The following is a 12,861-nucleotide window of genomic DNA, read 5'->3' on the forward strand; positions in this document are numbered from 1 at the left end:
ACCACGACCGCGAGATGTTCGCGGCCAAGTAGCAGAGCCCCTAAAGAAAAAGGCCCGCCAGGTTAACCTGGCGGGCCTTTTTCTTTAGGGGCTCTGCTACTTGGCCGCGAACATCTCGCGGTCGTGGTGATTGCAGATGAAGCTGTCGCCGGAGCAGCGCGAGTGTTCGCAGTAATTGGGGTTGGGGACCCGGACTCTGCACTCGAAAAAGGCGTCGCTTATCCTTCGGGTGCGACAGTTCCTGTCCTGGCAATCGATGAGATGCAACCTTTGGAGGACGCTCTTCAAAATGTTCATCGGGGGCTCCTTGAGGACCGGGTACAGATGCTAAATCCCGGCAACAAAAAAAGCCGGGACCGCATATCCATGAAGATATTTCGGCAACCCGGCTGTCTCCCCGTGAGACCCTTTAGGCTTTCCGCCCCGCCCTCGCGGGCGGTTTAGTATTATCGTTATCTGAAGCTGGTCCTGCACGATTTTCTCCGCACGATAGCGCAGGAGAAAAACCAAGTCAAGAGGAAAGGCAACTCTCGCAGTTGGCCTCACCGAAAGAGCAACACACTGTTTTTAATACAGTTCCCACCTCGGCTGAAAATTTCGGTGACTCTCCAGTAGAAAGGCCGGAGGACTCTCCCCAGCAGGACGAGGAACGAGGTGAGCGTGGGGATAAAAGGAAGAAAAAGCTACCAGCGGGAGAGAAGAGTCCGATTTTTTTGTTAACAAAAGTTGCAAAATTCGGTATAACAGGTACGAAAATAACGCCGTTTGTCTTTCGGCTCTTTTGACGATAATTCCTCTCACAAGGAGCACGCATAATGAAGCAGGCATTACAGTGCAAATTCTACGGTCACCTGATTGATATCGACAAAGCGCTGGCAATCAGGGAAGCCGCCCAGCCGGAACTGCGTAACACCCTCCCCTTCGAATGCGCACAATGCGGAAAACCGGTGCGGCCCCGCATTGCCGGTGACAAACACGTCGCCCATTTCGTGCATCTGAAGGAAAATCCCGACTGTTCCTACACCGATCCGGGGAGGGACTACTAAACCTCTTTGGCTGCTACCCATTAATTTCGCAGATGGAAAAGCCCTTGCTCACAGGACGGTGAGCAAGGGCTTTTTTTCGGAACGGTATCGGTCCCACCAGGCCATCAGATCAGAGGGTGAAAAAGACGGTGGCCCCTTTGCCCGGTTCCCCTTCGGCCCATACCTTGCCGCCGTGACGCTTGACGATCCGCTCCACCGTGGCGAGGCCAATGCCGTACCCTTCCGCACCGGCTCCCGGGAGGCGCAGGAAAGGCGCGAACAGCTGACCGGCATGGGCCATGTCGAAGCCCCATCCATTATCACGCACGTAGTAGGCAGCTCCCCCTTCGACCCCCATCATGCCGAACTCGATGACCGCCTGCTCCTTGCCGCGCGTGTATTTCCAGGCGTTGCCAAGGAGGTTGTCAAGCACGACCCGCAGCAGATCGGCATCGCCCTCGGCGGTTACCGACTCGGCGATCCGAAAGGTGACCCTGCGTCCCGGTTCGGTCATGCCCAGTTCCGCCGCGACCGTGGTCGCGATCGCGCTCAGGTCGACGGTCTGCTGGTGGAGTTCGGAGCGGCTGATGCGGGAGAATCTGAGCAGGGCGTCGATGAGCAGATTCATGTTGTCGGCACCCTGGCAGATCTCCTTGAGGTATTCCCCGCAGTCGGCTTTAAGCTGACTGCCGCACCCTTCCTGGATCAGTTCGCAGTACCCCTTGATCACGGTGAGCGGCTTGCGCAGGTCATGGGAAACTGTGTAGCTGAAGCTCTCCAGCTCCCTGTTCACCGCCGTGAGCTCCCTCGCCCTTGCCTGCAGGTCGAGGTTCAGCAACCTCAGCTGGGACTCGGACTGCCTGAGGTCTGAAATGTCGCGAACGACGCAGATGATGCCGCCGTCTTTGGTGATGGTCAGGGAAAGCTCCTGGGGAAACCGGGAGCCGTCAGCCCTCCTACCGGTCGCCTCTCCCCGCCATGCTCCCCTCTCGAACAAAATGGGGAGGACGTCCCTCTGGAACCGCTCCAGTTCGTCGTCCTCGTAGAGACACCGCCAGCTCTTTCCGATCAGCTCCGCCGCAGCAGGGTAGCCGTACACCTCGGCATGGGCGTGGTTCAGGTAGACGTACTCCCCTTCGCTGTTCAGTATCGCTATTCCGTCCATTGAGGTTTCGATGGCTGCCAGCTGCTTCTGCAGCCGCTCTTCCATCAGGACCCGGTCGGTCACGTCCCGCACCGACTCGATCCCACCGACGATCGCCCCGCTGGCGTCGCTGACCGGGGCGGAGACTATCTCGACGTGGATCACCCCCCGGTCGGGCTTGACGGCGCTGGACTGGCGCCGGTGGATCTCGCCGTCCGCAAAACATTGCAGGAGGTGGCACCCTTGGCAGGCTTCACTCTTTTGCTGGTAGGCGGCGTAGCAATACTCGCCCAGGTGTTCGCCCATCAGACGGATGTGGGCCGGATTCTGGTACACGATCCTGAGGTCCCGGTCCTGAATACTGATCGCATCACCGATAGCATCCAGGATTGCTTTGGAACCTATCTCCACACATCGATCGGCCTGGGCTTGTTTTGGCATGTGGGTTTTCCTATGAAAGCAAATTACTTATAGTGTACCTCAAGGATCAGGTTGCCGCTACGGAGTTTTCTCTACCGCCCCCCCCCGGCGGAGCAATTGACGCAGCGTTTTTGTTACCTTACAATGCCGAACCGAACGTTGCGGGAGCGTTTGCTGCACCAGATGGCAAACTTCGCGCGCGGGATCGGGGTGGGCTGGCGTTGTGGTAGCAAAGGTTGGGAAATTCGTGCGGGAGGAATCAAAATCGGCAATCCGCAGCAAAGCATAACGGTTTTTTCCGTCGCCTGCCTCGCCTCGCTGCTGAGCTCCATGAGCGGCGCGGGCGCGGCCATGCTGACCACGCCGGTCTGGCTCGCCCTCGGCTTCCCGTTGCCGGTGGTGATCGCCTCCAACCAGCTAAACGGGGCGGCCTGGACCCTGATCGCGGCGCGAAACTACCTGAAAGGGCGAAAGGTCGACTGGGTGTTGGTGGGGGTGATGATCCTGTTCGGTCTGGGGGGCGCCTACGCGGGAACGGTGATCGTGCGGGGTGCCGACACCCATGCGATGCAGCGGGTGATCGGGGCGGTCATCCTGGCGCTGGTGGCGGTGGTGGCGCTCAATCCGGCCCTCGGGCAAAACGAGCAGCCTCCCGCCTTGTCACGCTGCGTCACCGGCGTCCTGGCCTTCCCTCTCGGGGTCTACGAGGCCTTCTTCGGTTCGGGCAACGGTCTCTTCACCTCGCTTTTGCTCTGCAAGGGACGCGGCCTCTCGCTGCTGACCGCGCTTGGCTACTACTACCTGATCGCCTTCTGCTGGAACAGCTTCGCCGTCAGCATCTACAGCGCGGCGGGTCTCGCTAACCTGACCCTGATGCTCCCCTCCACGGCCGGCTCGGTGATCGGCGCCTATTGCGGCTCGCGCATTGGGCGCAGTAAGGGACATGGCTGGGTCCGACTGCTGTTCGTGGTGCTGGGGGGAGTGTTGGGGTTGAAGCTGATGTGGGGGTGAGGGGCAAAAAGCAAATCCCCCCTGTCCCCCCTTTGTCAAGGGGGGGACCATTACGGAGGTGGGTCAAGGGGGGGGCCATTGCGGAAGCTGGCAAAGCCGGGAATGCTGGAAGTGGGTCAGGCGGTCCGGAAGGCGGACATCTCTTTCTGCAGCACTTCCACTTGGGTCCCCAGTCCCGCCACCGCCTCGCTTAGCCCGGCGGCGGAATGCAGGTTTCCCTCGGCCGAACGGGTTATGTTGGCCATGGCCTCGGCGATGCGGCTGCCGCACCTGCTCTGCTCGGCGCAGGCGTTCTTGATCCTTTCCACCATGCCGGTTATCTCGTCGGTGGCCTGGGCGAGGTCCCGGCTGGCACCGTTGTGTTCGTTGGCCAAACCGCGCACCTGGTCGTTCATATCCTTCATCCGCTCCACCGCCGCCACGATCAGCTCGCCGCCGCGCTCCTGCTCGCGGGTGGCATTCCTGATCTGCATCACCATCTCGGACATGCTCTCCATCGCTTCCTGGATCAGTTCCCCCCCTTTGGCCTGTTCCAGGGTGGCGCGCGCGATCTCTCCCGCCTGCTCGGCCGTCCTCTGTATCCGCTCCACGATCCGGTCCAGCGCCTTGCCCGATTCACGGGACAGTAGTGCCCCCGACTCGATGCTCCCCTGCGCCTGGTCGATGGTCTCCACGGCGGAGGCGGTCTTTTTCAGGACATCCTCGATCACCCGGGCGATCTCGCCGGTGGAAGCCTTGGTTTTCTCGGCGAGCTGCTTTATCTCACCCGCCACCACCGAGAACCCCTTGCCGTGCTCGCCAGCCTGGGCGGCGATGATGGCCGCGTTCAGGGCCAACAGGTTCGTTTGGGCGGTGATGCCGTCGATCACCTCCAGGATGGTGCCGATGCCGGCCACGCTGCGCGAGAGCTCGCCCATCACCTGGGCAGCGGTTTTGGAGGCCTGGCCGATGTCGTCGATGCCGGCGATGGTCGCCCGCACCGATTCCCTTCCCGCCTCGGCCTCCTTGAGGACCTCGCGGGAAAGGGCCGCGGTGTGGCCTGCGTTGCGATCGACCTGCCGGATGGACGATTCCATCTCCGCAACCGAGGAACCGGTCATGGCGGAGACCTCGAGCAACCCCTCAACCCCGCGGCCGATCTGCTTGACGGCGGCGCTCATCTCGGTGATGGAGGAGCTCACCTCCTCCACCGCCCCGGTAAGTCCCTCCATCAGGACGACCACTTCCTCCACGCTCCCCCGCATCTGCAGGGTCGAGGAGGAGGTCTCCTCGGCGGCGCCGGAGAGCACCTCGACCCCTTGGGCCATGTCCTGGACCGAGGCGAGGATGGCCTCCACCGCCGTCGACGCCTCGGCCACCGACGCCGACTGCCGGTCGGCCGCCTCATGCACCAGCCCGGCGCTCCCCGAGACGGTCTCCGATATGGTCGACAGGGCGCGGGAACTCTCGTTGATACGGGTGACCATGCTGTTGAGACCCAGCACCATGGTGCGCTGCGCCTGGCCGAGGGCGCCCAGTTCGCCCCCCTGGCCGCGCTCCCCTGCTGACTCCAGATCGACGGTGAGATCCCCGTCGGCCAGCCCGTTGGCAACCCCCACCGCCGACCTGATGGGCGCGGAGATGCCGCGGATGATGCGCAGGCTGGCCGCCGAGAGGAGCAGGATGATAACGGCAGAGCAGCGGATGTTCCACTTCAGGAAGTTCGCCTTCAGCTGGTCGAAGTAGTCGGCCTTGTTGACGCCGGGAACGATCCAAAGCCCCCAGGGGCGGAGGTAGCGGTAGGCGACCATCTTGTCCTGGCCGGTGGTCTTGGCGGTGTACTCGTACACCCCGCTCTCGGGATGGGTCCTGATCCAGTCGATGTGGGGCTGGCCGGCCAGGTTCTTCCCCTCGTCCTGATGGTGAACCACCAAGGTCCCTTGCTGGTCGAGCATGAAGGCGTAGCCGCTCTTGCCGATCTTGACGCCGTAGACGAACTTCTTAAAGGCGGGGTCGTCCTTGGCGTCGGGCTTGACGGAGGCGATATAGTCGATGCTTTTCTCAAGCGAGTCGGCGACCGCCGAGACGTCGGTCTGCATGATCGTCTTGATCTCGCGCACCGCGATCAGGTAGGAAACGGTAACGGTGAGCGCGACGGCCAGAAATCCCAAGCCGACCAGCAGGATCAGCTTGGCCTTGATGCTTTGCCACATGTCTTTCACCTTACAAGAGAGTCAACAGCCCCGCGGGGGACCGGATTAATGAGGACGACAGGTGTGGCATAATGCCACAATTAACCCGTAAAGCCAAGTGGTATTGGCAAGTTAGCCATGGCTATTTCTCTTCCATATCGGCCCCCTCGGCCGGATCCCGATCGGGCGTCCTCTCCTCCCAACGCTCGTGGGAGGGGGAGTCGATCTCGCCACCCTCGGCGGGGGCGCGTCCGGGCGTCATGTCGACGACTTTCCCCTGCTGGAGCGAAACGGGTTGGCTGCCGCCCTGCCCGGCTCCCCCCTGCCTGCCTATATTCGTCTGCACGCGGCTTGCGCCACGTTGATAGCTCTTTTTGCTCATAACGGGTTCCCCCTGGTATTTTCGTTTGGCTGGCGGCTCTACTAGCTTCTTTCCGGTTTCTGCGATGGCCGCCCTCTCTCACATTTTCCGTCCGCTGGCGGTCAGGACGCAAGGAGTTCCGGTCCGCCCAGCATGAGAGCCGGCACACCACACAGTGATGGCGCTCGCGCAGCGGGTTCGTGTATAGTGGTGCCCGCTAGCAAGGGAGCAGATTTTCACAGCCGAGGGATCAGATGAACAGCGAGCAGCAGGTATTCAAGTACCTGGGGGGATATTCGGAAGAGATCAGGAGGAAGGTGGGGCAACTGGTCGATAACAAAGGGCTGGCCGGCCATCTACTGAAGAAATACCCGGCTCCCCATGCGATCAGGACCGACCGGGCGCTGTACGACTTCGCCATGGGGCTGAAAAACGAGTACCTCAGGAAGTCCCAGCCTCTCTCCAAGGTCACCTTCGATCCCAGGATAAGCACCCTCAACGACGCCCTCGGCCTGCACACCTTCGTCTCCCGGGTGCAGGGTGGGAAGCTGAAGGCCAAAAACGAGATCAGGATCTCCTCCGTCTTCAAGGAGGCCCCCCTGGAGTTTTTGCGCATGATCGTGGTGCACGAACTCGCACACCTCAAGGAGAAAGACCACAACCGCGCTTTTTACAGTCTGTGCGAGTACATGGAGCCGGCCTACCAGCAACTGGAATTCGACACCAGGCTCTATCTCACCCACCTTGACCTGTTCGGTGCTCTTTACTGAGGGACGGAAGGGCAACCCCCACTCAAAGTTAATCAATTCTCACTGGACTTTACAGATAAAACCGGTATCATTGGCACCCTCTTAAAGAGAAGGACCTATCCAATGACCCGAAGAAAAGACGTGTCGACCGATAGCCCCGATCTCGGGAAGCTCATAAAGAGTGAGCAGCGCTTCAGAGACCTGGTGGAAAACACCAGCGACTGGGTCTGGGAGGTGGACGAAGCGTGCCGCTACGTCTATGCCAGTCCCAAAATCATCGACCTGCTCGGCTACACCCCTCAAGAAGTATTAGGCAAGACCCCCTTCGATTTCATGCCTCGCGAGGAGGCCGCCCGCATCAAGGCAGGCCTCGAGCAGATCCTCCGGGATCCCCGCCCCTTCCAGAATCTCGAGAACATCAACCTCCACAAGAACGGCTCGTTGCGCGTCCTGGAAACCAGCGGCGTCCCCATCCACGATGCGGACGGCCGGCTGGTGGGGCTCAGAGGCATCGACCGCGACATCACCGAGCGCAGGGAGTCGGAGGAGGAAATCAGGCGGCTGAACGAGGCGCTGACCGAGCGGGCCGCCGAGCTGGAGACCGCCAACGAGGAGTTGCAGGCCTTCAACTACACGGTCGCCCACGACCTCCGTCAGCCCTTGAACCTGCTGGGGAGCTACAACCAGCTCATCGAGACGCTGGTCGGCGACCAGTTGCCCGAGGAGTGCCTGCGCTACCTTCGGGAGGAAGGCCAGGTCATCTACCGGATGAATCAGCTGATCGAGGAGTTGCTGAGGTTCTCGCGCTTCGCCCACATCGAGCTGCACCGGGAACGGATCGACCTCAGCGAACTGGTGCAGGAGGTCTCCCTCTCCTTCAGGGTCACCGACCCGGACCGGAAGGTGGAGTTCGTGATCGCCCCCGGCATGACCGCCTTCTGCGATCCCAACCTGATGCGGATCGTGGTCAACAACCTGCTCGGCAACGCCTGGAAATACACCTGTCTGCAGGAGACGGCGGTCATTGAATTCGGGGAACGGGAAATGGACGGGGTGCCCACCTTCCTGGTGCGGGACAACGGGGTGGGGTTCGACATGGACGACGCCGGCAAGCTCTTCACCCCCTTCCAGCGCCTCCCCAACACCGAGAGGTACCGCGGCTTCGGCATCGGGCTGGCGACCGTGGAGCGCGTCATCCTGCGGCACGGCGGCAGGGTGTGGGCGGAAGGGAAACTCGGCGAGGGGGCCTGCATCTACTTCACCATCGAGTAGCGCCCCTCCCGCCCCTCTCTGCCAACCCTTCCTCTCGCGGTCCGGGGGAGGGGATGGTTGTCAGTACCAGAAAATGAGAAAAGGCCCCGACGCGGATGCGGGGCCTTTTCCTTTCTGCGGTGCTACGGTGAAGGAGGTGTGCCAATACCCGGCTCTAAGCCTACCGCGCCCTGTCCTGCCGTCAACCGTTATATTATTTTTTTCTAAAAAACCGCCTTGGTCAACGCCGGTGGTGGGTGCCACCTACTTGAGATGCAGTGCAGATTCGCCGCCAGACGCAGGGAAAACTGCGGGTAATAATTACAACCGGATAACAATGGAAAGAGTCGGAAGGAAAGCCGGGTTGTTCAAGTGTTGGACGGAACTGTGCAAGTTCTCAACATCTGCCGCGAGTGCGTGCAAAGGGAAAGTTTCTGGTCGGGGATGAGGGAATGAGGGGATGAAGGGATAATGGAAAAGGGGGAAGAGTGGAACAAAGGAGCAGCCGTTGGCCCCAGGCTCAATGGCTGCCCCTTCGCTGTCACTGGTCGACGGTGGGGTCAAGCTGTGGGATGCTGGGGCTGCCACCGGTAGCAGCGCCGGCCGGTAAGCTGATGCTGTCCTGATCCTCGTTTCTACTGCTCCTGTCTGTCGCACATGCCGTCAGGGCCATTGCTGCCAGTGCGACTATTGCTACGCGTTTGATTATCTTCATAGCGATACCTCCGGAGCAACTCAGGTCTCATCGACGATGGACGCCGACGAAGCCGCTTTTTTGATTGCTTCAATGGTGTCCTGGGCGCTCTCCTTCCTGCTGTACCCCTCGGAGTGGGTCAGGATCTCGCCATTGTCTCCCTTGATGTGGAAATAGACCTGCTGGTCCTTCCCGGTGAAGATCTGGAACTTCATGACGCGCTCCTTTGTAATTCGGGAAGTTAGCTTCCTATCGTGAGCGTATACCCGCGTCCGGAGCTTTGTCAACAAACCCCGCCGGCAGGGGAGCGCCAGCCAACTCACCTGGGGAGGGCGGCGAACAGGCCGGCCAGGTACCGGTAGGCGTCCCGGTAGATCCCGTCCGGGCACTTCGACTCGCGGGGGCCGGCCACGTTGAGGACGCGGAGCTCGTGCCGCTCTATCCAGGCGATCACCTGCTGCCAGCAGGCCGGCGCCGGCGACTCGAGCTGGTCAAGCTGGACGATCAGACACGGCTTGCCGTGATGGAGGGCGAAATCGTGGGTAGCCTTGGTCCCCTCGCTGAGCGCTCCCTTGTTGAGGATGAGGGTGCCGTCGGCGTCCACCACGTTCTTTTCCGTCCTGCTGCTGTACTGCGGCGAATCCAGTTCCGTGAGCGGGTAGCGCTGCGGAATCACGCCGTCTTCCGCCTTGCGCCCCTTGGGGCAGCAGCCCCCCGCCGGCAGGCCCGCGTCCAGTGCGGCGTCCAGAGCGGCGCGGTCTACCCCCGTCTGTCCTCCGGAGATCACCTTCTCGACCATATTCGTTCCTCCCATAAACGTCTAAGCATCAGCCGAGGGAATTGTAGCATGCAAACCATCAGAGGTTTGCCCGGTTGGTCCTGATGCAAGGTCATACCGTCGGTGCTGAGCCTGTCGAAGCATGCCCTGCGCTTTTCGAAGCGGATGAGCGGCGTTCGGCATTCCCCGCCAGCCGGTCGCATGGGGTGGGCGGCGGACTTGAAAAGGGAAGGGAAAGACGAGTAAAATCAAAATATACGCCTTAGCAAGGCGTAGCGGTCAAAGGAGGACACCATGAGATGCCCTAAATGCAAAGGCGAAGGTATGGTCCGCGCCGCCTTTCGTCAAAACGGCTACGACCGGGTGATGGTTCCCTGCACGGTCTGCAAGGGGTCCGGCAACAAACCGTACTACACGCCGCCCACCGCCTGAGGTTCCTATACAATCCCCTGCGGGAAAAACCCCTGCCTCGACCGGCAGGGGTTTTTGTTTTCCTCAGGGTTCCTTAGGGGAGGGAGGGGAATACTGTTGCAAACGCGCCTGCGGTATGGCACCTTGACGCCATTTTCGACAGGAGTTCCCTATGGACCGCAGACCCGCCGCTACGTCCCTCTTCGCAGTGGGCGACATCAACGCCTTCTTCGGCCTGATGCTGGACAACGTCTCCTGCCTGGTCATCCTGGCGGCCATCCTGACCGGCGTTTTCGGCATGCCGCGTGACTTGATCCTCTCCCGCATGCTGCCGGGGAGCGCGGTGGGTGTGCTGGTGGGTGACTTGCTCTACTCCTGGATGGCTTGGCGGCTCGCGGTCAGGACCGGGCGCGAGGACGTGACCGCCATGCCGCTGGGGCTCGATACCCCTTCCACCTTCGGCATGGCCTTCGGCGTGATCGGCCCCTGCTACCTTGCCACCAAGGACGCCCACCTCACCTGGCAGGTGGCCATGGCGACCGTGGTGCTGATGGGTCTCTTCAAGATTGCCGTCTCCTTCTGCGGGCCGGCCCTGCGCAGGGCCATCCCCCGCGCCGGCCTGCTCGGCAGCATCGCCGCCATCGCCCTTCTGCTGATCGCCTACCTTCCCTTCCTCAAGCTGTTCAACTCCCCGGTGGTGGGATTCCTGTCGCTCGGGATGGTCTTCATCTCGCTTTTGGCCCGTTTCCAGCTCCCCCTGCGCCTGCCCGGCGCCCTGGCCGGCATCCTGTGCGGCACCGTCGCCTACTACGCGCTGGGGAGCCTCGGGCTCTTGCCGGATGGCTCCCACGCGCCGCTGGGCACGCCACCCTTCGCCTTCTACCTGCCGCTCCCCTCGCTGCAGTTTCTCCCCGGCCTGGGGCGGGCGATGGGCTACCTGCCGCTGGCCATCCCTTTCGCGCTGGCGACCGTGGTGGGAGGGGTGGACGTGACCGAGAGCGCGGCGGTGGCAGGGGATGACTACCATACCCGCGATATCCTGCTGGTGGAGGGATTTGCGACCTTACTGGCGGGGATGTGCGGCGGGGTGATCCAGTCCTGCCCGTACATCGGGCACCCGGCCTACAAGGAGATGGGTGGGCGTGCCGGCTACACGGTGGCGACCGGACTCTTCGTGGGATTGGGCGCCGTGCTGGGCTATCTCTCGTTCCTGGTGGGACTGCTTCCCGAGGCGGCCGTGGCGCCGATCCTGATCTTCATCGGCATCGAGATCACCGCGCAGGCCTTCGAGGCGACGCCCCGCCGGCATTACCGGGCGCTGGCCATCTCCTTCATCCCGGCCATCGCCTGCCTGATATCCATCGAGTTCGGCCAACTGCTGGGGGGGCTGGGGAAAAGCGCCGCCGACCTCTCCGGCGACCTGGCGGCCACCTGCAAGGCCACCACCGCCCTGGGCAACGGCTTCGTGATCACTTCGCTTTTGTGGGGAGCGGCCTTCGCCTACGTGCTGGACCACAAGCCGGGCGCCTCGGCCGTCTACCTGCTCCTGTGCGCCCTCTTCTCCCTGTGCGGGGTGATCCACTCCCCGCTTCCCTCGGGAGCCATCTTCTCGCCGCTGTCGCCCCCCTCCCCCATGGTCTGGCAGATGGCGGCAGGCTACGCCGTGATGGCGGCCAGCTTCCTGCTGCTGCAGTGGTGGCGCCCGTCAGAAAGGGCGCGGCAGGCAGGGGGAAATGGCGAGGAGTGAGCGGCGGGGGCTGCGTAGGCCGCTGGCTGCACCGCCCCCGGCCTACTCCCCTGCCCCACCCTTAGCTTCCCGAGCTCACTCAGCCGCAATCCTCTGCGGGTCGGCGCCATCCGCCTCCCCGCCCCGGCGCGCACCCGGCGCCTCCAGCAGGTGGTCGGGATTGAGCCGGATCTGGTTCTGCTCGACCTGGTCGACCCCCTCGGCAGTGATGGCCAAAAGACCGGTATCCAGTCGCTCCACCCACCGCTTGGCCTTCAGGTACCAGAGGTGGAACTCCACCAGCTCGGGCGGCAGCTGCAGGAGCTTGCAGACCTCCACCTCCCCGATGCCAGGGCGGGCCATGCTGCGCCGCCTCTGGACGTAGAGAAGGGACAGCAGCCGTTCCCGCGCCAGTTGGTCCTCGCCGAAACCGGCGTGGTTGGTGGCTTCCGAGGCAAGCTTCCACCTGCGGTTCCAGTAATCCTGGTATTTGACGTCGTAACTTGCCCTCACCTGCGGGTCCGACAGGATCCGGTGCGCCTCCATGATGCTCTGGAAGCGGGCGCTATCTGCGGTGACGGTGTTGTCGGGGTGGTATTTCTTGGCGAGGTGACGGAAGATCCTTTCGATGGTCTCACCGTCAGCGTTGGGATTGAGTTGCAGCAGTTCGTAGTAATCGACAAACTCTTGGTCAGCCATGACACGCCCTCCTCCATTAAATGGCCCGCACCGTCCGCCGCCCCGGGAAGGTCCCCGGTTCCGGCAGGTCAGCCGGCTCTCGCAATAAGTTCCCTCCCCCAAATGAGAAAGGATAGCTAAGCATACCGTTATCCTTTGGGTTAATCAAGAAGCGCCTCGGCCACCTCGCGCCGCTCGGCTGCCAGCCGGTCGAGGTCCCAGCCGAGTTCCCCTGCCAGCAGCTCCAGGACGGCGCCAGCCGACCCCCTGGCCGCCCCTTCATCCAGCAGGGCGAGCCCCAGGCGCCTGGCCAGGATATCGGTCCCCCGCAGGGCCAGCTCCTCTCGTGCCGCGTAAAGGACCTCCCCCTTGAGGAAGGGGTATCCCGCCGCCACCCTTTCGCCGAGTGGCCCACCGCAGAGCGACGCTACCTGCTCCGCCC

14 protein-coding genes and 1 riboswitch are annotated in these 12,861 nt (G+C 62.4%); of the genes, 6 read left to right on the plus strand and 8 right to left on the minus strand.

The genetic code is table 11. The features are described 5' to 3' along the window. Positions 1-96: 96 nt before the first annotated feature. Positions 97-297, minus strand: coding sequence for a hypothetical protein (locus tag VJ604_RS14775; protein WP_324083787.1), 201 nt, complete (start codon positions 295-297; stop codon positions 97-99). Positions 298-376: 79 nt separating this feature from the next. After that, a riboswitch (cyclic di-GMP riboswitch) is annotated at positions 377-455 on the minus strand. A 360-nt stretch (positions 456-815) separates the two neighbouring features. Here VJ604_RS14775 and VJ604_RS14780 point away from each other — a divergent pair. Continuing rightward, a complete protein-coding gene (locus VJ604_RS14780; RefSeq protein WP_324083788.1) occupies positions 816-1,046 on the plus strand; it encodes a competence protein CoiA family protein in 231 nt (76 codons plus the stop codon). Positions 1,047-1,155: 109 nt separating this feature from the next. On the opposite strand, the gene VJ604_RS14785 is transcribed toward VJ604_RS14780, so the two are convergent. Next, complete coding sequence (locus VJ604_RS14785; protein ID WP_324083790.1) at positions 1,156-2,610, minus strand: PAS domain S-box protein; 1,455 nt, start codon at positions 2,608-2,610, stop codon at positions 1,156-1,158. 123 nt (positions 2,611-2,733) lie between these two features. On the opposite strand from VJ604_RS14785, the gene VJ604_RS14790 reads away from it, so the two are divergent. Then, positions 2,734-3,600 (plus strand): sulfite exporter TauE/SafE family protein, encoded by an 867-nt coding sequence (locus tag VJ604_RS14790; protein WP_324083792.1) that lies wholly within the window; start codon positions 2,734-2,736, stop codon positions 3,598-3,600. Positions 3,601-3,716: 116 nt separating this feature from the next. Here VJ604_RS14790 and VJ604_RS14795 read toward each other — a convergent pair whose 3' ends face one another. Both VJ604_RS14795 and VJ604_RS14800 read right to left on the minus strand, forming a co-directional pair. Beyond that, on the minus strand, positions 3,717-5,792 hold the full coding sequence (locus VJ604_RS14795) for a methyl-accepting chemotaxis protein (protein ID WP_324083793.1): 2,076 nt from the start codon (positions 5,790-5,792) through the stop codon (positions 3,717-3,719). 121 nt (positions 5,793-5,913) lie between these two features. Continuing rightward, on the minus strand, positions 5,914-6,153 hold the full coding sequence (locus tag VJ604_RS14800) for a hypothetical protein (RefSeq protein WP_324083795.1): 240 nt from the start codon (positions 6,151-6,153) through the stop codon (positions 5,914-5,916). A 233-nt stretch (positions 6,154-6,386) separates the two neighbouring features. Here VJ604_RS14800 and VJ604_RS14805 point away from each other — a divergent pair, with 233 nt between their 5' ends. Further along, complete coding sequence (locus tag VJ604_RS14805; RefSeq protein ID WP_324083797.1) at positions 6,387-6,902, plus strand: M48 metallopeptidase family protein; 516 nt, start codon at positions 6,387-6,389, stop codon at positions 6,900-6,902. 102 nt (positions 6,903-7,004) lie between these two features. After that, positions 7,005-8,153, plus strand: a complete 1,149-nt coding sequence (locus VJ604_RS14810) for a sensor histidine kinase (protein WP_324083800.1) — start codon at positions 7,005-7,007, stop codon at positions 8,151-8,153. A gap of 714 nt (positions 8,154-8,867) precedes the next feature. Here VJ604_RS14810 and VJ604_RS14815 read toward each other — a convergent pair. Next, positions 8,868-9,041: a YegP family protein gene (locus tag VJ604_RS14815; protein ID WP_324083803.1), complete on the minus strand. Its 174-nt coding sequence runs from the start codon at positions 9,039-9,041 to the stop codon at positions 8,868-8,870. Positions 9,042-9,145: 104 nt separating this feature from the next. Beyond that, positions 9,146-9,625, minus strand: a complete 480-nt coding sequence (locus VJ604_RS14820; RefSeq protein ID WP_324083805.1) for a putative molybdenum carrier protein — start codon at positions 9,623-9,625, stop codon at positions 9,146-9,148. 273 nt (positions 9,626-9,898) lie between these two features. Between VJ604_RS14820 and VJ604_RS14825 the strand changes: the two genes are divergently transcribed. Both VJ604_RS14825 and VJ604_RS14830 read left to right on the plus strand, forming a co-directional pair. Continuing rightward, positions 9,899-10,036, plus strand: a complete 138-nt coding sequence (locus VJ604_RS14825; RefSeq protein WP_324083807.1) for a hypothetical protein — start codon at positions 9,899-9,901, stop codon at positions 10,034-10,036. A 151-nt stretch (positions 10,037-10,187) separates the two neighbouring features. After that, on the plus strand, positions 10,188-11,762 hold the full coding sequence (locus tag VJ604_RS14830) for an MFS transporter (RefSeq protein ID WP_324083808.1): 1,575 nt from the start codon (positions 10,188-10,190) through the stop codon (positions 11,760-11,762). A gap of 75 nt (positions 11,763-11,837) precedes the next feature. Here the strand turns inward: VJ604_RS14830 and VJ604_RS14835 are convergent, their stop codons facing one another. After that, entirely contained in the window at positions 11,838-12,440 is a 603-nt protein-coding gene (locus VJ604_RS14835) for a J domain-containing protein (RefSeq protein WP_324083810.1), read from the minus strand. Positions 12,441-12,580: 140 nt separating this feature from the next. Then, positions 12,581-12,861, minus strand: a 281-nt coding sequence (locus tag VJ604_RS14840) for a glycerol-3-phosphate dehydrogenase C-terminal domain-containing protein (RefSeq protein WP_324083813.1), incomplete at its 5' end; no start/stop codon positions are given.

This window comes from Geomonas sp. (assembly GCF_035254065.1).
Classification (GTDB): domain Bacteria; phylum Desulfobacterota; class Desulfuromonadia; order Geobacterales; family Geobacteraceae; genus Geomonas.